Origin of the sequence: Yoonia sp. 208BN28-4 (assembly GCF_037543925.1) — a bacterium.
In the GTDB taxonomy this organism is placed as follows: Bacteria; Pseudomonadota; Alphaproteobacteria; order Rhodobacterales; family Rhodobacteraceae; genus Yoonia.
This window is the reverse complement of record NZ_JBBIFY010000003.1, coordinates 460,384-483,204: the sequence shown is the minus strand read 5'-3', so window position 1 is coordinate 483,204 and position 22,821 is coordinate 460,384. Positions and strand designations below refer to the sequence as shown.

Here is a 22,821-nt window from a genome sequence, read left to right as displayed (position 1 = left end):
AAAAATCCTGTTTTTCTAAATGCAAACATCTCAAGCCCCCAAATCGTGCCAATGCCGTCAGTTACAATGGCACCAAGGCTACTCAAGCCGCCCTTGATCGCGCAAGAAAAAAGGGGCCCCCGAAGGGACCCCGTAGTTTCGCTTATCGGGCTCGATATATATACCGCTCGTGTTTTTTGCCTGCGGCCCGATCCGCGCCGAAGGTGACCTCAGCCACCTCGGGAGACTGACGCGCGACGGGTGCCGCGCGCCGTAATTCGTTTAGCTACAGCCGGATGTTCCGCCGCAGGTGTTGCACTTCATACAGGTGCCGTTGCGGACCAGCGTGTAGTTGCCGCATTCGCCGCAGGCTTCGCCTTCGTAGCCCTGCATTTTTGCCTTCACGCGGGCGTCCATGCCAGTCGCGACAGTTGTCGTGCTTGTCAGTGTGGCTTCCACCGACTGACCGACGGCGACATCAGGCACCAGCGTTTGCAGCGCAGCAACGGTGTCACCGTCGAAAGCTGTCGCACCTGCCCCGCCTTGCAGCACAACCAGTTCCTGCGGCATCCGCTTGCGCAGGTAACCGGTTGAGGAAATCTGCTTGAGCACCTCAAGGCTACGGCTTGCTGCGTCCTCGGACGGGCTTGCCACGTTGGACACGCCCTCTTCCACACCGCGACCGATGTCGTCGAATGCAGCGCCTTCAGGCTTTACGTGCGCCAGATCGGTGCGGTCGAGGTAGGACACAGCCAATTCGCGGAAGATATAATCAAGGATCGACGTCGCGTTCTTGATGCTGTCGTTGCCCTGCACCATGCCTGCTGGTTCAAACTTGGTGAATGTGAATGCATCCACGAACTCCTCCAGCGGCACACCGTATTGCAGGCCCACGGACACGGCGATGGCAAAGTTGTTCATCATCGCACGGAAGCCAGCGCCTTCCTTGTGCATGTCGATGAAGATCTCGCCAAGGTTGCCGTCCTCGTATTCGCCAGTGCGCAGATACACCTTGTGACCACCAACGATGGCTTTCTGTGTGTAACCCTTACGACGCTCCGGCATCTTCTCGCGGTGCGATTTCTGCACCTCTTTGACGATGATCTTCTCGACGATCTTTTCGGCCAGAACGGTCGCTTTCTCGTGGTGGTTGCCGCTTTCAAGGATTTCGGCTGCTTCGTCGTCATCCTCGACCAGTGCGGCGGCCAAAGGCTGCGACAGCTTGGAGCCGTCACGGTAGAGCGCGTTTGCCTTCACACCCAGCGACCATGACAGTTCGTAGGCCTTCTGGCAGTCCTCGATTGTCGCGTCGTTTGGCATGTTGATCGTCTTGGAGATCGCGCCAGAGATGAACGACTGTGCGGCGGCCATCATGTGGATGTGGCTGTCGACGGACAGATAACGCGTGCCCTTCTTACCGCATGGGTTGGCGCAATCAAACACGCTGTAGTGCTCTTCCTTCAGGTGCGGTGCACCCTCCAGTGTCATCGTGCCGCAAACGTGGTCGTTGGCCGCGTCGATGTCTGCTTTGGAATAGCCAAGGTGGCGCAGCAGGTCGAAGGTTGGATCGTTCAGCTTTTCGGCCGGAATACCCAGCGATTTCTGGCAGAAATCCTCGCCGAGCGTCCACTGATTGAACACAAAGCGGATGTCGAATGCGGATTTGAGCGCGCCTTCCACCTTGTCCAGCTCGTTCTGGCCAAAGCCGTGACCGATCAGAGACGTATGGTTAATCGCAGGCGCCTGCCCCATGGAACCGTGACCGACAGCGTAGGCGATGATCTCTTCGATCTGGGCAGAGCCGTAGCCGAGGGTATCAAGTGCGGCTGGCACAGACTGGTTGATGATCTTGAAGTAACCGCCACCAGCCAGCTTCTTGAATTTCACCAGTGCAAAGTCAGGCTCGATCCCTGTGGTGTCACAATCCATGACCAGACCGATGGTGCCGGTGGGCGCGATGACAGAGACCTGCGCGTTGCGGTAGCCGTGCTTTTCGCCCAATGCCAGTGCTTCGTCCCACGCCTCTGTCGCAAGCGCGATCAGGCGCTGGTCGGGGCAGTTGGCGTGGTCGAGTGCGACAGGCTTCACGTCCAGCTTCTCATAGCCGTCTGTTTTGCCATAAGCCGCGTTGCGGTGGTTGCGGATGACCTTGAGCATGTGGTCAGCGTTCTTGGCATACCCGGGGAACGGCCCCTGCTCGCCTGCCATTTCTGCGGAGGTGGCATAGGACACGCCCGTCATGATCGCGGTCAGGGCAGCACCCATCGCGCGGCCTTCGTCGCTGTCATAGCCGTAACCCATGTTCATCAGCAGACCGCCGATGTTGGCGTAGCCCAGACCCAGCGTGCGGAAGTCATAGGACCGCTGCGCGATGGCGATGGACGGAAATTGCGCCATCAGGACCGAGATTTCCAGCGTCACAGTCCAAAGACGTGTGGCGTGGATGTAGTCCTCAACCTGAAACTCGCCGTCCTTGTAGAAGTTCAGCAGGTTCATCGACGCAAGGTTACAAGCCGTGTCATCAAGGAACATATACTCGGAACACGGGTTGGAGCCGCGAATTTCGCCATCTTCGGGGCATGTGTGCCATGCGTTAACGGTGTCGTGGTACTGGATGCCCGGATCGGCACAGGCCCAAGCGGCGTGGCCAACCTGCTCCCACAACTCGCGGGCACGGATGGTTTTCTGGACCTTGCCGTCCTTGCGGTTGATCAGGTCCCAATCGGCGTCAGCTTCAACAGCTTTCAGGAACGCGTCGGTGACGCGGATGGAGTTGTTGGAGTTCTGGCCGGAGACGGACGAATACGCCTCGCTATCCCAGTCTGTGTCGTATGTCGGGAATTCGATCTTGGCGTAACCCTGCTTTGCATAATCCAGCACACGCTTGATGTATGTCTCGGGGATCATCACCTTTTTCGCAGCGCGAACAGCAGCTTGCAGGGCGGTATTCACCTTGGGGTCGTAAGCATCAGCTTCGGCGCCATCCCATGCCTTGATCGCCGCGAAAATCTCGTTGAGGTATTTCTCGTGCATCTTGGAGCCAGCGACGATCGACGCCACTTTCTGCTCTTCGATAACTTTCCAGTTGATGAAGTCCTGAATATCTGGGTGATCCGCATCAACGATCACCATCTTCGCCGCGCGCCGTGTGGTGCCGCCCGATTTGATCGCACCAGCAGCGCGATCACCGATTTTCAGGAAGCCCATGAGGCCGGATGACTTACCGCCACCGGACAAAGGCTCGCCCTCGCCGCGCAGTGACGAGAAGTTGGTGCCTGTGCCGGAACCATACTTGAACAAACGCGCCTCGCGGACCCACAGGTCCATGATGCCGCCGTCATTCACCAGATCGTCAGAGACAGACTGGATAAAGCAAGCGTGCGGCTGCGGGTGCTCGTAAGACGATGTAGATTTCGTCAGCTTCTTGGTTTTGTAGTCAACATAGTGGTGGCCCTGTGCGGGACCGTCGATGCCGTAGGCCCAGTGCAGGCCAGTATTGAACCACTGCGGAGAATTTGGTGCCGCGCGCTGGGTCGCCAGCATGAAGCGCATCTCGTCAAAGTAGGCCTGCGCGTCTTCTTCGGTGGTGAAATAGCCACCCTTCCAGCCCCAGTACGCCCATGCACCGGCGAGTCGGTCAAACACCTGCTTGGCGGATGTTTCACCGCTGAATGTCGCATCGTCGGTGGGGACAGAACGCCACAGGAACTCTGGCACGCCCTTTTCCTTCACGCGCTTGGTGGCAGACGGAACACCGGCCTTACGGAAATATTTCTGGGCGATCACGTCAGAGGCGACCTGGCTCCAGTCTTGCGGGATCTCGCAGTTTTCAAGTTTGAAGACGATGCTGCCGTCAGGGTTCCGGATCTCGGAAGTGGCACTGCGAAAAGCAAGCTCCGCATATGCATCTTGTCCTGCGCTTGTAAAACTACGTTCGATTTTCATCTCTAACTGCCCCGTTCAAATGCGCCGTCGTTGCGGCTGTGTCTCAAGTCAATGATGCCTGTTCAGCATCGTCGGCACTGCCACTTGGCACGCAGGACAGACAGAACCGGTCACGTGATGAAGCCATCACGCGGCATTCAGGTCAGTCTTCAGCATTTTGCTTCGTCCCCGTGCCAACACCACATCTAGTGTGTTCCGCGCCAGCTTTCACAACCTGACGTATCTGACGCCGTTTGGTCAACGGGATTTTTACGAAGATTTAAGATATGTTCAGTTGACGGATTGCACGCAGTCTGGGTCCGCGGGGTCGCTCCGATTCATGCACCATTTTTTCCACAAGCCACCCGCCGCAACCTGACAGTTGACCGATAGGAAGTTTACCAACGTCACAACGCATTTAGCCCGCGTCTTTGACAAAATGGATCAACTTTATCCGCAGCTGTGCATAACCGGTGTCACATAAATTAGACACATCGGCGGATTGGTGCAGGTGCTGCAAAATCCACACGGTATTGCGTCTGGCAGGACCATAGATGTCTATATGTTGTGCCACGATGCCGCACCTGATCGAGAATCAGAGCGACCGATTCTATGTCGAATCAAGATGTGGTGCTGCGAGACCGCGATAAGCGGCAGAACAGAGATAATACCAGTGATGTGAGGGTAAAATGGTCGGGGCAGAGAGATTCGAACTCCCGACCCTCTGTTCCCAAAACAGATGCGCTACCAGACTGCGCTATGCCCCGGACCGAGGCTGTATTTAGTCGGGTCTTTCGCGTTTGAAAACCCCATTTGCACATGAATTGTGATTAATTTCTGCCTGCCCTTGGGGCAAATCATTTAACCGTCACAAGGCAAGGCCGCATCGGGCCCGATTGCGGGGTGTTGCAGCACCGCGCCCGGCTTAATCCCAAGGCGTGCGGCCAAACCGCCGTTGATCTCAAGCACATACTGTATGTCGTCGCCGCCCAGAATACTGGTCCGGTCACCGGGAATCGCCTCTGGATGGATATGCGTGATTGTTCCGTCTGCCTGCGCAAACAACATATCGAGCGGGATCAAGGTATTTTGCATCCAGAAGCTGGCGACTTGAGGGGCCTCATAAACAAAAAGCATGCCTGACAGAATCGGCATGCTTTCCACAAACATCAGGCCCTGCGCGCGTTCCTGCGCATCATCCGCCACATCGACGCTGAAATGGGCCTGCCCGAAATCACCCGCAACAGTCACGCGCCCGTCAGAACAGGCCGCCGCGGCGGGCTGGGCCATCAGCGCCAGTATTACGGCCAAGCCGGTTTTCATCATTTCAATGCTACGTCCCATCCAACCACATCAATCGCCATGCGCCCCCGTTCACCATCGATCAAACGCAGACCGATAGCCTCTCCCGGTTGCAAGTCCGACAGTCCGCTTTGACGCAAAACCTCGATATGGACAAAAACGTCAGCCGGATCGCCAAAGACATTGGCAAACCCAAAGCCCTTGGTTTTATCGAACCACTTTACACGCGCAGGTTCAATCGTCGTTGCTGCGATCTGTTCGGCTGTAATGGTGGACATGTCGCGCAGCGGTGCGCCGTCGACGGCGGGGGGCGATAGCGAAAGGATTGTGGTGGCCTGCAATCCGCGTTCGGTTTGGTTGGCTTCGATCTCGATGCTTGCGCCATCTGCAACGGACCCCTGCCCGAAGTTGCGCAGCACGTTTGCATGCAAAAGAATGTCCGGTCCGCCTTCGTCTGAGACGATAAAGCCAAATCCCTTTGCCGGATCATACCATTTTATAATCCCGGTCACGGTTGTGACGGGATCGTTCGGTTCGGTTGTCATAGTGTCCTGCCTTATCGCACGATATTTTGTGCGGCCCTTGATTGGGTCGACTTTTCACCATTTAACACCATAAAATAAGGGGCGTGCAAGCCGCTGCCATTCACGATACGTGAATTTAGGGGCTTATCCGCTCAACTGACCAAGCGTCATCTACCGTATTTCGGGTCCAGCGAAACCGGTCATGCAACCGAAAGGCGCCATCGGCCCAAAACTCGATCTCGACCGGCGTGATCCGGTATCCTCCCCAATAAGGCGGCCTTTCGGGATCAGTTCCTTTCGTGGCTGTGACCTTGGCGACCTCAGCCATCAAGGCCGCACGCGACGACAGCGGTTGTGACTGGCGTGACGCCCATGCGCCCAATCTGCTTTTGAGTGACCGTGACCGGTAATAGGCATCCGCAATCGCGCCGTCCTCTTTGGTGACATGCCCGCGCACGCGCACCTGACGGGCCAGCGATTTCCAGTGCATGACAAACGCGGCCTTACCCGTCGCCGCGATTTCCTGCGCCTTTTTACCTTCGTAATTGGTGTAAAAGACAAAGGCCGCCTCTTCGATATCTTTCAGGAGCACCATCCGCACATTGGGTAGACCCGTGTCATCCACGGTCGACAGCGCGATTGCGTTAGGATCGTTCGGTTCGGTCTTCTCGGCCTCGGCCAACCAGCTGCGGGCAATCGCAAAAGGATCGTCCCCTGCAAAAATACCGGTTCTGTCCATCGCTGCGGTCCTTTCCAAAGAAACAATGGCGGGTCTTGGCCTCGCCCTTGTCGGTGTCTGCATGATCGCCTAAACCTCAAGCAACATGAACGCAAAGGCCAAGGGGATTGGATATGACGTCAGAGTTGATGCGCGGCAAGCGTGGACTGATCATGGGGCTGGCCAACGACAAGTCAATCGCTTGGGGAATTGCCAAGGCCTGTGGTGACGCAGGTGCAGAGCTTGCTTTCTCTTATCAAGGGGATGCGCTTCTAAAGCGTGTTGGTCCCTTGGCTGCACAGTTGGGCTCTGATCTGGTGATCCCCTGTGACGTCAGCGACGAGGCATCGGTTGATGCGCTTTTCGAGACGCTGAAAGAAAAGTGGGGCACGCTGGACTTTGTCGTGCACGCCATCGGGTTTTCCGACAAAGGGGAACTGCGGGGCCGTTACGTTGATACAAGCCGCCAGAACTTCCTGACATCGATGGATATTTCGGTCTATTCCTTCACATCTGTCGTGCAACGCGCCGAAAAAATGATGAATGAAGGCGGCTCCTGTCTGACGCTCACCTATTATGGCGCAGAGCGTGTGATGCCACACTACAACGTCATGGGTTTGTGCAAAGCGGCACTGGAAGCATCGGTGCGGTATTTGGCCGAAGACCTTGGTAAAGACGGCATCCGCGTGAATGCGATTTCCGCGGGTCCGATCAAGACGCTTGCCGCCTCCGGCATTGGCGATTTCCGCTACATTCTGAAATGGAACGAATACAACTCGCCCCTGCGCCGCACCGTGACCATCGAAGACGTGGGCAAATCTGCACTGTACCTACTGTCCGATCTCGGTTCCGGCACGACAGGCGAGGTGCTGCATGTCGACGCAGGCTATCACGTGGTCGGCATGAAAGCGGTGGACGCGCCGGATATTACCAAGGAATGACCCTTACCGCGTTTCTGGCCATTGTCGCGATCCATCTGGCTGCTGCCATCAGCCCGGGACCATCTTTTGTGGTGGCCTTGCGGGTCGCCGCTGCCGAAGGATTTCGCGTGGCGGCGGCGCTGGCTCTTGGCTTCGGATTGGGAGCCGTGCTTTGGGCTGCCGCTGCAATGGCCGGTATCGCGCTTTTGTTCGAACTGGTGCCTGCGCTTTTCACAACGATGAAACTTGTAGGTGCTGCGTTTTTATTATTCGTCGCATTTATGATGTGGAAACACGCCAAAGACCCGATGGAACAACCTGATCCGTCAGTGCGTCCACGATCTGTCTGGGGTGCGGTCCGCTTTGGATTTCTGACATTTGCCACGAACCCCAAACCCGCGATCTTCTTTGGCGCGGTTTTCGTAGGCCTCGTGCCCACGGACACGCCGCTTATCTGGAAGGCTGCGATCATCGCCGCAGTGTTTATTAACGAAACGCTCTGGTATCTGTTTGTCGCCCGTATCTTCTCGCTCCCCCGTGCCCGCGCGTGGTATGTGCGCGCCAAAACGTGGATCGACCGGAGCTTTGGAACCCTCATCGCCCTGTTTGGGCTGAAAATCGCTATTACTTGAAAGGCCCCCCGCCATGAGCGCTAAAGACGAAAGCCGCCTGCCCCACGAAAAAGGCTTCCATATCAGCTGGGATCAAATCCACCGCGACAGCCGCGCCCTTGCGTGGCGGCTGGATGGCAAAGGCCCCGACGACGGACACTGGCGTGCAGTTGTAGCGATCACACGCGGCGGCATGGCCCCCGCGATGATCGTGGCCCGCGAACTGGATATCCGCACCGTCGATACGATCTCGGTCATGTCCTACTATTCCGGCGGCGGCAAAGCCGACGAACGTCGCGAAGCCAAGGTGCTGAAATCACCCGATTCCGAAATGATGGGCGACGGCACCGGTGTGCTGATCGTGGATGATCTGGTGGACAGCGGCAAAACGCTGGAACTTGTGCGCCAACTTTACCCCAATGCGCATTTTGCCACCGTCTATGCCAAACCGGCGGGCGAGCCTCAGGTGGACACCTTCATCACCGGCGTCAGTCAGGATACGTGGATCTTCTTCCCGTGGGATATGGCGCTGCAGTACGTGGAACCTTACCGCGGGAAAGATTGAAGACGCCTCCGGCGGGAGTTGTTCTAGGCCAAATGAAGCGAGGCCCCGCGCCAACTCTTCTTTTGGACCGAAATACTTCGGGGGTTTGGGGGCAGCGCCCCCATCAGATAAAATAGCGTGCGGCGCAAGCCGCCCATTTGGATCAGACCATGTCACTAAGCCGCACCAAAGCCACTTTCGCCCCGCCCGTCATGGAGGCGCGCCGCTGGCTGGACGGCGTGACCCACCCTGCGGATCGCCCGCTGATCAACGTCAGTCAGGCGGCCCCCGTCGATCCGCCACCTGCGCCTATGCGGGCTGCCATGGCGGATATGATCGTTCAGGACCCCGAGGCTCATCTTTACGGCCCGGTCCTTGGCCTGCCTGCGCTGCGCGATGCTGTCGCCGACCGATGGTCACGGGCTTACGGCGGGCAGATTACGTCATCACAGGTTGCCATCACATCGGGCTGTAATCAGGCGTTTGCAGCAGCGATATCGGCTATTTGTGCCGAAGGAGATGAGGTCATCATCCCGCTGCCCTACTACTTCAACCACCGGATGTGGCTGGACATGGCGGGGATCAAGACAGTCGGCCTGATGTGCGGCGATGACATGGTGCCCAACGCCGATGCCGCTGCCGCGTTGATCACGGATCGCACACGCGCCATCGCTTTGGTCAGTCCCAACAACCCGACAGGCGTGGAATACCCCGCACAAACATTGTCGGCCTTCCGTGATCTGGCGCGCGCGCGTGGCATTAAATTGATCGTCGATGAAACCTACCGCGACTTTGACAGCCGAACAGGTCCGCCGCATACGCTGTTTGCTGATGGCGCCTGGGACGATACGCTGATCCAGCTTTATTCCTTTTCAAAAGCCTATCGCCTGACCGGTCACCGTGTCGGCGCAATGATCGCATCCACCGACATTCTGGCAGAGGCTGAGAAGTTTCTGGACACCGTCACAATCTGCCCCAACCAGCTTGGCCAGCGCGCAGCGCTTTGGGGCATGGAAAACCTTGACGACTGGCTGGCCGGTGAGCGGCTTGAAATTCTGGACCGCCGCGCCGCAATTGAAGAGAACTTCCACCTGATTGCCGATCAGGGATGGCAGCTTTTGGGCTGCGGCGCGTATTTTGCCTATGTGCGGCATCCGTTTGACATGGCGTCGGACACGCTAGCGCAAAAGCTGGTTGCAGAGGCGGGCATTCTTGCCCTGCCCGGCACCATGTTCATGCCCGCAGAGGTCGCAGACGGGAAACGGCAGTTGCGCATCGCATTCGCCAATATCGACCGCGCTGGCATTGCGACGCTCTTTTCACGGCTGGCAGCGCTGCAATTCTAGGTGAAAGCGCCGCCCAAAGCCTTGCACGCCTGCCATGCGCACCTTACACATTCGCGACCAACACTAACGGGGCCAAAGCGCCCTGCATGACACGGGGCAGACGCACGCATGGCCAACGAGACCACGACAAAAAAGAAGGGCCCACGCTACGGCGTCTGGTTCATCATGATTTTGCTGTTCATCGGCCTTCTTGGCTTTGGAACCGGTGGGCTTGGCGGCAACATCCGCAGCGTCGGCACCGTTGGCGAGAAAGAGATTAACGTCGCCACCTACCAGCGCGCCCTGACCGACCAAATCCGCGCGTTCGAGGCGCAAGTCGGCACCACGCTGACATTCCAGCAGGCGCAGGCCTTCGGCATTGATCAGGCGGTTCTGGGTCAGGTCGTCGCATCCCGCGCGCTGGACAATGAGGCCAGCAGCCTTGGCATTTCTGTGGGTGATGAACGCGTGGCGACCGAAGTGTTGCGCGTGCCCGGTTTTCAGGGGCTGAATGGTGAATTTGACCGTGAAGCCTACCGCTTTGCATTGCAGCAAACCGGTCTGACCGAATCCCAGTTCGAGGACAGTATCCGCGAAGAGATCGCACGCACCCTGTTGCAAGGTGCTGTCGTAGGCGGTGTGCCAGCGCCTGACACGTATGCCGACACAGTGGTGTCCTACATCACAGAACGGCGCGATATTTCATGGGCCACTGTTGATGCCACAGCCCTGACAGAGCCGCAGGCCGGACCAACAGATGCTGACCTGACCGCATTCTACGAAGCGAACCCCGATTTGTTCACGCTGCCCCAAGAGCGTAACATCACCTATGCGTGGCTGACGCCCGCGATGATCGCGGATGATATCGTGATCGACGAAGCTGCGATTGCCGAACTTTACAACGAACGTCTGTCAGATTTCGTCCAGCCCGAGCGCCGCCTTGTCGAACGCCTCGTCTTTGGTGATGAGGCGCAGGCTACAGCCGCGCTTGCGCGTGTGACGAACGGTGAAGCTACGTTTGACGATCTGGTGGCAGACCGTGGTCTTGATCTGGCCGATGTTGACATGGGCGATGTTGCGCAGGATGAACTGGGTGCCGCAGGTGATGCCGTCTTTGCCGCCCAAGCGGGCGATATCGTTGGTCCGTTCAATACATCACTCGGTCCGGCGCTGTTCCGGATGAATGCCATCTTGTCTGCCGAAGAAACCACACTGGAAGAGGCAACCGCCGATTTGCGGGCCGAACTGGCCACGGCACGCGCGCGCCGTGTCATTGATGATGCCCGCGACGGGATCACCGACCTGATGGCTGGGGGTGCCACACTGGAAGATCTGGCCGAGCGCACGGACTTGCAGCTTGGCAGCCTTGCGTGGACCCCTGACACAACCGACGACATCGCCGCTTATGAAGAATTCCGCGCCGCCGCAGAGGCCGCGCAGGAAGGCGATTTTGCCTCGCTGGAAGAACTGTCAGACGGTGGCGTTTTCGCGCTGCGCCTTGATGGCATCACGCCGCCTGCCCTGCAGCCGCAAGAAGAAATTCAAGGTGCGCTGATTGCCGCGTGGGACGCAGCCCAGACCAAGCAAGCCGTGATGGATCGCGCATTCGAGATTGCAGACACGATCCGTCCGCTGACAAGCCTCGAAAGCCTTGGTCTGACAGCCAATGAAGAGCCCGAAATCTCGCGTCGGAGCTTTATCGAAGGCACGCCGCCGAATTTCACTGAAACAGTCTACGAGATGGATGAAGGTGGTATTGAAGTGCTTGAGGCTGGCGACAACGCGATCATCGTGCGACTGAACCGCATCTATGCCGCTGACGACGAGGCCGAGACTTCTGCAAACCGCGAAACGGTTGCCGACACCGCTGCTGCTGGCATAGCGCAGGACATTTTTGAGGTGTTCTCCGGTCAGGTGCAGCAGCGCACTGACATCGTTCTTGACCAGGCGGCAATCAACGCCGTCAACGCCTCTCTTCAGTAAGGTCTGACATGGCCCTTTTGCCCGACTTCGAGACCTTCGCCAAAGCCTATGACGCAGGCGAAAACCAGATCGTCTACGCGCGTCTTGCGGCCGATCTGGATACGCCCGTGTCGCTGATGCTGAAACTGGCGGGCGCAGGCAAAGATGCGTTCATGCTTGAATCCGTCACGGGCGGCGAAGTGCGCGGACGGTATTCCATTGTCGGCATGAACCCCGACCTGATTTGGGAATGCCGCGGCAAGACCAGCCGCTTGAACCGCAAGGCGCGTTTTGAACCAGAGGCGTTTGTTGATTGTGAAGACGACCCCCTGACAGCGCTGCGCGGATTGCTGGCAGAATCACGTATCGACCTGCCCGCCGATCTTCCTGCCGCCTCTGCAGGCTTGTTCGGCTATCTGGGCTATGACACGATCCGGCTGGTGGAACACCTGCCGGATGTGAACCCTGATCCGCTTGATCTGCCTGACGCGGTGATGATGCGCCCTTCGGTCGTGGCCGTGCTGGATGGTGTGAAGGGTGATGTGATCCTCGTGGCTCCGGCGTGGGCCAATGGCGACCTGTCAGCCCGTGCAGCCTACGCGCAAGCAGCCGAACGGGTCATGGACGCGCAGCGCGCATTGGACCGGCCAGCGACGCTGGAAAGCCGCAGCCTTGCCGATCCCCGCGAACCCGCAGCCCCCGTCAGCAACTTCACACATCAAGGCTATCTTGATGCAGTAGAGCAGGCCAAGGAATACATCCGCGCAGGTGATATTTTCCAAGTGGTGCCGTCCCAGCGTTGGGTGCAGGACTTCCGTGAACCGCCGTTTGCGCTTTATCGCAGTCTGCGTCGCACGAACCCTTCACCGTTCATGTTCTTCTTTAATTTTGGCGGCTTTCAGGTCATCGGGGCCAGCCCTGAAATTCTGGTGCGGGTCTTTGGCAAAGAAGTAACAATCCGCCCGATCGCCGGCACACGCCCACGCGGCGCTACCCCGGAAGAGGACAACGCCAACGAAGCCGACCTGATGGCGGATCAGAAGGAATTGGCCGAGCATCTGATGCTGCTTGATCTGGGGCGTAACGACACCGGTAAAGTCTCCAAGATCGGTACGGTCAGACCGACCGAGCAGTTTATCGTCGAACGCTACAGCCACGTCATGCATATCGTGTCCAACGTGGTGGGTGAACTGGCCGATGATCAGGATGCGCTGTCGGCCTTCTTTGCAGGCATGCCTGCTGGAACAGTTTCCGGCGCCCCCAAAGTGCGCGCGATGGAGATCATCGACGAATTGGAGCCTGAAAAGCGCGGCGTCTATGGTGGCGGTTGCGGTTACTTTTCTGCCAATGGCGACATGGACATGTGCATCGCTTTGCGCACCGCCGTGGTGAAGGACGAAAAGCTCTATATTCAGGCCGGTGGCGGCGTTGTTTATGACAGCGATCCCGAAGCTGAATATCAGGAAACCGTTCACAAATCGAACGCCATCCGCAAGGCAGCAGCAGACGCCGCAATGTTTTCGGGCAGCGGCAACAGCTAGTTACTGATCTTTCAGGATCGCTGTGACAGGCACGAGCGCCACCTGCCCTGCGCGATTTGCCGTGCCCCACAGGATCAGCGCGGAAATCGTGTCAGCCCGTACACGGCCCAGCAACACGACCCCGCTTTCCTGTCGCGCACGAAACGCGGCCTGATCCATAAAGCGTCGGATCACGCGGGCATCCTGCCCCTCGCTATCCAGATCACGGTAGACGGTTCCGGTTGGAACGCCCGCCTTGGCCGCCTCGCGCACTGTGGAATTCAATCCTTGTGAGATTGTGATCAGCCCGCGCCCGTCTTCGGCGACTGCAGCAATGCTTTGCGCGATCAGGGCGTTGTCGCCGCTTTGCAGACCTGCGTTACCTGCATCCAGCACAGCAACCGTTTCCGGCAAAGTGGCAAAGGCTGCTTCAAAAAAGACCTCGACATCAGACGGTTGCGCACCGTCTGGCAGTGCCGCAAGCACGCCCACCTCAATCCCAGCAGCGCGATAGGCAACCATTTTTTCGGCTGCGTCTGGCGATGACGGGTTCAGCATCACAGTGACGGGAAACGGCACCCCTGCCAAAGCCGGAACAGCACTTGCGAATGAGCCGTCATCAATCAACACGACCGCAACCGTCGGTTTGTTATCGGGGTTCTCGGCACGCAGGCCGTAGCGTTCAATTGCTGGCGCATCGGGATCAACAGCGTCTTCTGTAGCCGCGACCTCCTCCTCCGGCGCCTCTTCGGGCGTTGCGCCCAAGCGATTGACGCGCACGCCGCTGTCACCCGTGGGCAAGCCCGTTGTTGGCTCGGCCACGATGGTCACAACCGCAGGCGCATCGGTGGTTGGCTCTGGCGCAGGCTCGGACGGCGCGGCTGCCACCTCTTCTGGCTCTGGCTCGGGCGTGACAGGCGCTGGCGTGGCCGCCTGTTCGGCTGTTGCCGTATCCGGCGCGGTCGGTGCGTCTGGTGGGGTCAGCCCTTCTGGCGCTTCAGCTGTCTCCGGTGCAGTGTCGATGACAGCAGTGTCCGCCACATCGACGCCTTCCGGTGTTTCCAGCGCATCGGGCGTTTCGATAGTGGTCGTTGTATCGGGCGCTTCTGCCACGTCGTCAGTCACTTCGGATGTTGTATCCTCTGCCACAACATCGGGCACCTCAACCACCACTGGCGCGGGCGGGGCAGCGGGCACGGTTGAGACGATAAGATCGTCCTCTGCCAAAGGCACTTGTGGCGCAACAGATTGCGGATTCGGCAAGACAGGATCTTCGGGCGTCAGCGCAAGCTGCGGGGCGGCAGCAGGTTCTGGCGCATCGGGCACATCAGCGATGACAGCCAGATCAGGTTGGTTAGCAGGGGCTGTGTCGGCCACGATCCCTTGCGTTTCGATCTGTGGCGCAACAACACGCTGCGTTGTGGTCGCAGGCTCTGCGCTGGCTTCGCTGTCAACGGGTTGATCCAGCGGTGCGCTTTGCGCCACGTCCTGATCGGCGGTTTGTGGCGCACTGACCTGCGGGGCTGCGGGCGGTGCATTGCCAGCAGGCTGTTCACTGACCAGCGAAGCAGCACTCACAGCCAGCCCACCGATCACAACGCCCCACGCGCCACCGGACAACAAACCCTTCATATCGGAACCCTTATGCCTGCCTTACTGCCATCCGGGCGCTTTCACACCCGTAGCGGGCCTTGACGCCCCTGCCCGAGACGGCCCATGTATAACCCGACTATACCGCGACCCGCCCTGTCGGTGGTAGCCCCTATTTCAGGATGATCCGCGCCATGCTGCTGATGATAGATAACTACGACAGTTTCACCTACAATCTGGTGCATTATCTGGGTGAACTGGGTGCTGATATTGTCGTCAAACGCAATGATGCCATCGACGTGCAAGAGGCGATGGCCATGCGGCCCGATGCAATCCTATTGTCCCCTGGCCCCTGTGATCCAGCCCAAGCGGGCATTTGCCTTGCGCTGACCAAAGCCGCCGCCGAAACCAAAACCCCGCTGATGGGCGTATGTCTGGGTCATCAGACCATCGGAGAGGCATTTGGCGGCAAAGTTGTGCGCTGCCACGAAATCGTGCACGGGAAAATGGGCACCATGCGCCACACGGGCAAAGGTTTGTTCGCGGGTCTGCCCAGCCCCTTTGCTGCCACACGCTATCATTCTTTGACAGTTGATCGCGACAGCCTGCCTGACTGCCTCGAGATCACAGCCGATCTGGAAGATGGCACAATCATGGGTCTGCAACATCGCGAATTGCCGATGCACGGCGTGCAATTCCACCCCGAAAGCATCCGGTCCGAACACGGGCACGCGCTTTTGAACAACTTCCTGAAGTCCGTAAAGGTAGCCGCATGAGCGACGCACTCAAACCGCTGATTGACGCCGCAGCCAATGGCCCACTGACCCGCGCACAAGCCGAGGATGCGTTTGGCATTCTGTTTGACGGCGATGCAACACCCAGCCAGATCGGCGGTTTTTTGATGGCCCTGCGCACGCGCGGCGAAACGGTAGATGAATACGCCGCTGCCGCCGCCGTGATGCGCGCCAAATGCCTGCCAGTCAAAGCCCCCGATGGCGCGATGGATATCGTGGGCACAGGTGGCGATGGCAAGCACACGTTGAATATCTCGACCGCCACCGCCTTTGTCGTGGCCGGTGCGGGCGTTCCAGTAGCCAAGCACGGCAACCGCAACCTGTCATCGAAATCCGGCACGGCAGACGTGCAGGGACAGATGGGGATCAACGTCATGGTTGGCCCCGATGTCGTTGAAAAGGGTCTGGCCGAGGCTGGTATCGGTTTCATGATGGCACCAATGCATCATCCCGCGATCAAGCATGTGATGCCCACACGGGCAGAGCTTGGCACGCGTACAATTTTCAACATTCTGGGGCCTATGACGAACCCGGCTGGTGTGACGATGCAGCTGACAGGCGCGTTTTCCCGCGATCTGATCCGACCAATGGCAGATACACTTTTGCAACTTGGCACGACGTCGGCATGGTTGGTCCATGGATCGGACGGCACGGATGAATTGACGATCACCGGCACAAGCTGGGTCGCCGCGATCGAAAACGGCGCCGTGCGCGAGTTCGAGATTACACCCGACGATGCAGGCCTGCCGACGCATCCGTTTGAGGCCATTGTCGGCGGCACACCCGAAGAGAACGCGGAAGCCCTGCGCGAATTGCTATCCGGCAAGGCCAGCGCCTACCGCGATGCGGTCCTGCTGAACGCTGCCGCTGCGTTGCTCGTGGCCGGAAAGGTGGAGGATCTGAAAGCTGGCGCCGTGATGGCGGCAAAGGCCATCGACAGCGGTGCCGCAAAAAACGCGGTCGACACGCTGGCGCGGATCACATCAGCGGCGTGACATTCGATCTGTCACGTCTGGGTGCCTGGGGTAACCTACCCTTTTTCGCGCACCATCTTCCCGATCTTGCCACCCGTATCGGCCCAGATACCGTGCTGCCCGACACGGCACTGACATTTCGCGCATTAGAACTTTGCCAACCGGATGACACCAAAGTCGTGATCCTTGGCCAAGACCCATATCATACCGCTGGCAAAGCGGATGGTCTGGCCTTTTCGATCCCCGCTGATTTTGGTGGACGGCTCGACAGTTTGGGTAACATTTTCAAAGAACTACGCACCGATCTCAATGTAAATCGGTCAAAGACATCGCTCGACGACTGGGCGGATCAGGGCGTGTTGCTGCTGAACACCGCTTTGACGGTTCCCGAAGGCCAGCCAAAGGCACATGCAAAACATGGGTGGGATCAACTGGTCAAAGATGCGTTAGAGCATCTCAATCCCCGCCCCTGTGCGCATATCCAGTGGGGTAAGCCTGCGCAGTCTTTTGCCAGACATATCGCGCCGGATCACCTGATCCTACAATCGGCACATCCTTCACCATTATCCGCCGCGCGCGGCTTTTTCGGCTCGCGCCCATTTTCAACCGTGAACCAGTGGCTTATTGATCAAGGCCAGACACCGATTAATTGGGCGGACCCCTGAATGACAGCCACCATTCTCGACAAGATCAAGGCCTACAAGCTTGAGGATATCGCCAAGCGCAAGAAGGCTGTGCCTTTCGCCGATGTGGACGCCCGCGCCCAAGAGGCTGACCCGACACGTGGCTTTGCTGATGCGCTGCATGCGGCCACGCGCAGTGGCTATGGCCTGATTGCCGAAATTAAAAAGGCGAGCCCGTCCAAGGGGCTGATCCGCGCTGATTTTGACCCGCCCGCATTGGCGCAAGCCTATGCTGATGGCGGGGCCGCGTGTCTGTCTGTTCTGACCGATGGTCCCTCCTTTCAGGGCGATGACAGCTATCTGTCAGCCGCCCGCAGCGCCGTTGAGCTTCCAGCGCTGCGTAAGGACTTTATGTATGACACCTATCAGGTGGCCGAGGCGCGCGCATTGGGTGCAGATTGCATCCTGATCATCATGGCATCGGTCAGCGATGATCAGGCGCAAGAGCTTGAGGATGCTGCGTTTTCCTACGATATGGATGTGCTGATCGAGGTGCATGATGCCGACGAACTGGAACGTGCGACGCATCTCAAATCGCCACTGATGGGCATCAACAATCGTAACCTCAACACATTTGAGACAACGCTGGATACAACACGGCAGCTGTCCAAACTGGTGCCAGCCGACCGGATGATCGTGTGCGAAAGCGGCTTGTCAGGCCCCGAAGAGCTGGCCGACATGGCGCGTTATGGCGCACGTGCATTTCTGATCGGTGAAAGCCTGATGCGGCAGGATGATGTTGCCACCGCAACGCGCACATTGCTGGCAAATCCATTGCAATCCGGCGGCATGTAATGGCAGGCCCCGATCCCGACAAGCTGAGCCATTTTGACGCCGATGGTCAGGCGCATATGGTTGATGTGTCGGACAAACCCGTGACCGACCGGATCGCCACAGCCGAGGCGCATATCGTCATGACGCCAGCCACGCTCGCGCTGATCATGGAGGGCCGTGCAGGCAAAGGCGACGTGCTTGGGATTGCGCGCATTGCTGGCATCATGGCGTCAAAAAAAACGGCTGAACTCATTCCGCTGTGTCATCCGCTGCCCATCACCAAAGTTGCGGTTGATCTTGAACCTGACACCGACCTGCCCGGCGTGCAGATCACGGCAACCGTCAAGACCTCAGGCCAGACCGGGGTTGAGATGGAGGCTTTAACTGCTGCTTCGACGGCGGCGCTAACCGTATACGACATGGTGAAGGCCGTGCAGAAGGACATGGTGATCGGCGGCCTGCGCGTGACGCTGAAAGACGGCGGAAAATCGGGCCGTTTTACCGCATGATCTCGGTCGCGCAGGCACTGACCCACCTATTTGATCTGGTCCGTCCACTTGAGACCGAAACCGTGCGTTTGCATGACGCCGCCGGTCGCGTGCTGGCGCAGGATGCGGTTGCGCGGCGCGATCAACCCCCTTTTGCTGCATCGTCGATGGACGGATATGCTGTGCATGGCGATCAGGTCACGGAGGGCGCCGCGTTTACTGTCGTAGGAGAGGCGGCCGCCGGACACGCATTGGACCGCAGCATCGCACCGCACGAGGCCGCACGCATCTTTACAGGCGCGCCGATGCCCACAGGCACGGACCGCGTGGTTATTCAGGAAGATGTGACGCGCGACGGCGATACGATCACCGTGAATGTGGGCGCCGACACGCAGGCTTACGTGCGCGAACAGGGTAAGGATTTCAAAAACGGCGACAGCATCACCGCGCCACGGCTTTTATCCGCAAGCGATGTGGCCCTTTTGGCCGCCATGAACATCGCGTCTGTAACAGTGACGCGCCGCCCGAAAGTCGCGATTATCGCCACCGGCGACGAGTTGGTGCAACCCGGTGAAGCCCCCGGCCCCGATCAGATCATCGCCTCCAACAGCTTTGGTCTGGCCGCGCTCATGCAGCAACACGGTGCGGATGTCAGGCACTTGCCGATTGCGCGCGACACGTTGCCAAGCCTGCGCACCGTTCTTGATCTTGCCAAAGATGCCGACCTTATTCTCACCATCGGCGGCGCGTCCGAAGGCGACCACGATCTTGTGGCCGAAGCCGCCACCAAAATGGGCCTCGACCGTTCGTTCTATAAAATCGCGATGCGCCCCGGGAAGCCGCTGATGGCAGGCACTTTAGGCACCGCCACCCTCATCGGACTGCCTGGCAATCCTGTGTCTGCGATGGTTTGTGGCCACATCTTTGTCTTGCCAGCACTGCGGAAGATGATGGGATTGCCAGCGGAACCAGCGCCGACGATGACTGCAACGCTCGCCGCGCCTGTCGGGCAAAACGGACCACGCGAACACTATATGCGCGGTATTCTCGGCAACGGTTCAGTCACGGTTTTTGAACAGCAGGACAGTGTTTTGCTGTCCTTGCTTTCTCAAGCTAACTGCCTTGTCATCCGCCCCCCGCATGACCCCGAACGGGCAGCGGGCGATACTGTCACGATCGTGCAAATCTAAGAACACAGCACGAATAGTTTGACACAAAACAGGAACATCGGTAGAACATTGGCAAAACGTGCGATCTGAAGCCCCGTGCGGCGAAAGGAACACCCGATGCTGACCAAGAAACAACTCGACCTGTTGGAATTCATTCACAAGCGTGTGCAACGCGACGGTGTTCCCCCATCTTTTGACGAGATGAAAGAGGCGCTTGATCTGCGGTCCAAATCGGGCATTCACCGTCTGATCACCGCACTGGAAGAACGCGGATTTATCCGGCGTCTTGCACACAAAGCGCGCGCGCTAGAAATCGTGAAACTGCCTGACGCAATGGCTGGCAAAGTCGGCGGGTTCAACCCGCGGGTCATTGATGGCGACAAACCCGACAGCACCCCCGCCGCCGCCATGGCAGTTGACGGAACAGGTGCCGTTGAATTGCCCGTCATGGGTCGGATTGCCGCTGGTGTGCCGATCTCGGCGATTTCGGAAGTGTCGCACAATGTCGCCGTTCCACAGTCCATGCTTGGTGCCGGTGAACATTATGCGCTTGAGGTGCGTGGCGACTCCATGATCGACGCAGGCATCAACGATGGCGACGTGGTGGTCATTCGTGAAACAACTGCGGCAGACAATGGCGACATTGTTGTGGCATTGGTCGAGGATAGCGAGGCCACGTTGAAGCGTTTCCGCCGCAAGAATGGTATGATCGCACTTGAGGCCGCCAATCCCGCCTACGAAACACGCATGCTGCGCGACGATCAGGTCAAGGTGCAGGGACGGTTGGTTGGATTGATCCGCACCTACTAAGGATCTTGCAGCACTTGTGACAGCAATGGCGCATCACTGCGCTGTTGCGGTGGCGGAAGAGCAAACATGGTGGGCTGCCCTGCTGACGATGCGGTCATGTTCCACGGTCTTTGCCCCGTGAAATGGCGTGCCGTTGTCAGGACAAGCGTGCCGTTATCAGCCAGATCAAACGCGAGCGAGCCTGTGGCCCGCAGACGATCAATATCAAACGCCAGACATGGTCGATCCTCAGGATCTGACTGGTTCGTGATCAACACATCTGCCCCGCCGCATCCCGCGATGCCCGCCAGCGCGGTTTTGCCAGTGGTTTGCAGGATACGCCAACGCCCCAGATCAAGGGTCGCCACGCGCCCTGCCCGTATGATCCCGTCGCGTTCATGGGCTGTCTCTTGCGCCACGGGCCAACCGTCATTCTCAAGCCAGACGCCTGCGACAAACCCATCGCCGCGCGGTTTGGATAGCGCGCGACCGTCATGCGTCATATGACCGATCAACCCGCCGCTATCGGCCACCAGAACGGCCGGACGCTCCGTGATGGACCAGAAACCAAACGCAGCAGACGCCGCCACGACACCACCCCACCGGGCCGGTCCGTGCCACAATGTGACAAACAACAATCCCAAGGCCAGCAGCGGCAACACCACGGGCATGGGAAAAACCACGTGTCCCAATGCGCCCTCCTGCTCCGCGACAGAGCGGGCGACGAACAAAATCCAGTCCAAACCCCATCCCATCACGGTCAGGCCAATCTGCCATAATCCCAAAGGCGCAAGGCACACCGCTAGCACAGCCGCGGGCATCACCATCACGCCCATCAACGGCACGCTAAGAAGATTGGCAATCAGGCCGTAGTGCGCGATCTGGTTAAAATGCACCGCCGCGAACGGTGCCGTTGCCAGACCCGCAACAAAGCTGGAGATGACAACTGATAAAACAGGTCGTGCCCATTTCGGTATCCGCGTCATATCCACCGAACGGAGCGCGCCGAACACTGCGACCAAGGCCGTGGTGGCAGCAAATGACATCTGGAAGCCCGGCCCGATCAGGCTTTCTGGTTGGATGACCAAGACGATCACCGCCGCCATCGCAACCGCGCGCATCGTCAATGCACGCCGCCCCAACAAAACCGCCACGAACATCACGGCGATCATGATAAAAGCCCGTTCGGTTGCGACATTGCCGCCCGACAGCGCCAGATAGGCTGCGCCCGCAACGATGGCGCACGCAGCCGCAATTTTCTTGACCGGCCATCGCAATCCGACCCCGGGGATCAGAACCAGAAGGCCGCGGATGCTGCCGAAAATGAACGCTGTCAGCAAGCCCATGTGCAGGCCGGAAATTGCCAACAGGTGCGCAAGGTTCGATGCCCGCAGATTGCGCAATGTCTCCTGCCCCATCGCGGACCTGTCGCCGGTCATAATGGCGGCAGCAAACGCGCCTGTTTCCCCCGGCAAGGCCGCCTGCACGGCCCGAGACAGTCCGATCCGCAGCGCAAAGATGCGGATGGCCAGACTTTTTTCGTTCGCGGCACGCAGGCGCAAAACGGGCGCGCGCGTGTAGCCAAGCGCCCCCAATTTGTCGAACCACGCATGACGTTGGAAATCAAAACCGCCAGGCTCTGCCGGACCGCTGGGCGGCGACAGATGCCCTGTCAGGATGATGCGATCGCCTGCGCGATGGGTAGCGTAAGGCTGGTTACCATGCAAGGACACGCGAACCCGCGCAGGCGTGCGGTCAGGTGCCATCCGCGCAAGCACCACCTGATCCAGCGTGAGCCGTTGCGCGTCACTTCCGGATCTGTCGATGGCGACAATGCGGCCCTCAATCGGGCCGTAATAGCGAAAGCTCAACACTGGCGCGGCCTGCATATCCGTTCTGAATTTGGCGACGCTCATACCCGCCAGAACAAGCGCAATCGCAACCAGAACAGGCGCATAGGCAACCGATATCAGCCGTGAAACGATGACCAGTAAACCCGCAAGCACCGTCGCGCCGATAAACGCCACCGCGGGCGGTTCAGTATTCAGCAGAAAATAAAGACCGATACCAATCCCAAGGCACACCGGCACCCAGCCGATCAGATGGCCCCGTTGGGCCAGCAAAGCGTCTGACGTGGCCGTGCCCATGATCGTCAAAGCGCGCACTTGTTCTTTGCCCTTTGGCTGCGTATCTCCCAAGTCCAGCCTCCGACTGTGGGGCAACTTGGTGAA

Annotated in this window: 19 protein-coding genes and 1 tRNA gene; 13 read left to right on the top strand and 7 right to left on the bottom strand. The window is 58.8% G+C overall.

All coding sequences use genetic code 11. The annotated features are described in order from the left end of the window. Positions 1-261: 261 nt before the first annotated feature. From V8J84_RS12455 to pdxH, 5 genes are all read right to left on the bottom strand, one after another. On the bottom strand, positions 262-3,924 hold the full coding sequence (locus tag V8J84_RS12455; protein ID WP_339931590.1) for a vitamin B12-dependent ribonucleotide reductase: 3,663 nt from the start codon (positions 3,922-3,924) through the stop codon (positions 262-264). Positions 3,925-4,593: 669 nt separating this feature from the next. Next, positions 4,594-4,670, bottom strand: a tRNA-Pro gene (locus tag V8J84_RS12450). A 94-nt stretch (positions 4,671-4,764) separates the two neighbouring features. Further along, on the bottom strand, positions 4,765-5,247 hold the full coding sequence (locus V8J84_RS12445; RefSeq protein WP_339931588.1) for a DUF192 domain-containing protein: 483 nt from the start codon (positions 5,245-5,247) through the stop codon (positions 4,765-4,767). Continuing rightward, positions 5,226-5,750 carry a cold-shock protein gene (locus V8J84_RS12440; protein WP_339931586.1) on the bottom strand — a complete coding sequence of 175 codons (525 nt, stop codon included), beginning with the start codon at positions 5,748-5,750 and terminating at the stop codon, positions 5,226-5,228. Before V8J84_RS12440 ends, V8J84_RS12445 begins: the two co-directional genes overlap by 22 nt. A gap of 115 nt (positions 5,751-5,865) precedes the next feature. Beyond that, the gene (pdxH, locus tag V8J84_RS12435) at positions 5,866-6,468 is read right to left on the bottom strand and encodes a pyridoxamine 5'-phosphate oxidase (RefSeq protein ID WP_339931585.1); all 603 of its coding nucleotides are present in this window, start codon (positions 6,466-6,468) and stop codon (positions 5,866-5,868) included. A 113-nt stretch (positions 6,469-6,581) separates the two neighbouring features. Here pdxH and fabI point away from each other — a divergent pair, with 113 nt between their 5' ends. The 6 genes from fabI (at position 6,582) to trpE (ending at position 13,350) form a co-directional block, all read left to right on the top strand. After that, on the top strand, positions 6,582-7,388 hold the full coding sequence (fabI, locus tag V8J84_RS12430; protein WP_339931583.1) for an enoyl-ACP reductase FabI: 807 nt from the start codon (positions 6,582-6,584) through the stop codon (positions 7,386-7,388). Further along, entirely contained in the window at positions 7,385-7,999 is a 615-nt protein-coding gene (locus tag V8J84_RS12425) for a LysE family translocator (protein ID WP_339931581.1), read from the top strand. The genes fabI and V8J84_RS12425 overlap by 4 nt, the downstream gene beginning before the upstream one ends. 13 nt (positions 8,000-8,012) lie before the next feature. Beyond that, a complete protein-coding gene (gene gpt, locus V8J84_RS12420) occupies positions 8,013-8,543 on the top strand; it encodes a xanthine phosphoribosyltransferase (RefSeq protein WP_339931578.1) in 531 nt (176 codons plus the stop codon). A 149-nt stretch (positions 8,544-8,692) separates the two neighbouring features. Beyond that, positions 8,693-9,868, top strand: a complete 1,176-nt coding sequence (locus V8J84_RS12415) for an aminotransferase (protein WP_339931576.1) — start codon at positions 8,693-8,695, stop codon at positions 9,866-9,868. A 108-nt stretch (positions 9,869-9,976) separates the two neighbouring features. Continuing rightward, on the top strand, positions 9,977-11,830 hold the full coding sequence (locus tag V8J84_RS12410) for a SurA N-terminal domain-containing protein (protein ID WP_339931574.1): 1,854 nt from the start codon (positions 9,977-9,979) through the stop codon (positions 11,828-11,830). Positions 11,831-11,838: 8 nt separating this feature from the next. Further along, positions 11,839-13,350, top strand: coding sequence for an anthranilate synthase component I (gene trpE / locus V8J84_RS12405; RefSeq protein WP_339931572.1), 1,512 nt, complete (start codon positions 11,839-11,841; stop codon positions 13,348-13,350). Here trpE and V8J84_RS12400 read toward each other — a convergent pair whose 3' ends face one another. After that, positions 13,351-14,961 carry a divergent polysaccharide deacetylase family protein gene (locus V8J84_RS12400; RefSeq protein ID WP_339931570.1) on the bottom strand — a complete coding sequence of 537 codons (1,611 nt, stop codon included), beginning with the start codon at positions 14,959-14,961 and terminating at the stop codon, positions 13,351-13,353. A gap of 152 nt (positions 14,962-15,113) precedes the next feature. On the opposite strand from V8J84_RS12400, the gene V8J84_RS12395 reads away from it, so the two are divergent. The 7 genes from V8J84_RS12395 to lexA all read left to right on the top strand — a co-directional run bounded on the left by V8J84_RS12395 (position 15,114) and on the right by lexA (position 20,611). Next, positions 15,114-15,695 (top strand): anthranilate synthase component II, encoded by a 582-nt coding sequence (locus V8J84_RS12395; RefSeq protein WP_339931568.1) that lies wholly within the window; start codon positions 15,114-15,116, stop codon positions 15,693-15,695. Then, entirely contained in the window at positions 15,692-16,708 is a 1,017-nt protein-coding gene (gene trpD / locus V8J84_RS12390; RefSeq protein ID WP_339931566.1) for an anthranilate phosphoribosyltransferase, read from the top strand. The genes V8J84_RS12395 and trpD overlap by 4 nt, the downstream gene beginning before the upstream one ends. Next, positions 16,705-17,352: a uracil-DNA glycosylase gene (locus V8J84_RS12385; protein ID WP_339931564.1), complete on the top strand. Its 648-nt coding sequence runs from the start codon at positions 16,705-16,707 to the stop codon at positions 17,350-17,352. The genes trpD and V8J84_RS12385 overlap by 4 nt, the downstream gene beginning before the upstream one ends. Continuing rightward, complete coding sequence (trpC, locus tag V8J84_RS12380; protein ID WP_339931562.1) at positions 17,353-18,165, top strand: indole-3-glycerol phosphate synthase TrpC; 813 nt, start codon at positions 17,353-17,355, stop codon at positions 18,163-18,165. Continuing rightward, on the top strand, positions 18,165-18,653 hold the full coding sequence (moaC, locus tag V8J84_RS12375) for a cyclic pyranopterin monophosphate synthase MoaC (RefSeq protein WP_339931560.1): 489 nt from the start codon (positions 18,165-18,167) through the stop codon (positions 18,651-18,653). The genes trpC and moaC overlap by 1 nt, the downstream gene beginning before the upstream one ends. Then, a complete protein-coding gene (locus V8J84_RS12370) occupies positions 18,650-19,822 on the top strand; it encodes a molybdopterin molybdotransferase MoeA (protein ID WP_339931558.1) in 1,173 nt (390 codons plus the stop codon). Before moaC ends, V8J84_RS12370 begins: the two co-directional genes overlap by 4 nt. Positions 19,823-19,918: 96 nt before the next feature. After that, positions 19,919-20,611 carry a transcriptional repressor LexA gene (gene lexA / locus V8J84_RS12365; protein ID WP_339931556.1) on the top strand — a complete coding sequence of 231 codons (693 nt, stop codon included), beginning with the start codon at positions 19,919-19,921 and terminating at the stop codon, positions 20,609-20,611. Here lexA and V8J84_RS12360 read toward each other — a convergent pair. Then, positions 20,608-22,788, bottom strand: coding sequence for a ComEC/Rec2 family competence protein (locus V8J84_RS12360; RefSeq protein ID WP_339931554.1), 2,181 nt, complete (start codon positions 22,786-22,788; stop codon positions 20,608-20,610). The two genes, lexA and V8J84_RS12360, sit on opposite strands and share 4 nt — an antisense overlap. Positions 22,789-22,821: the final 33 nt, after the last annotated feature.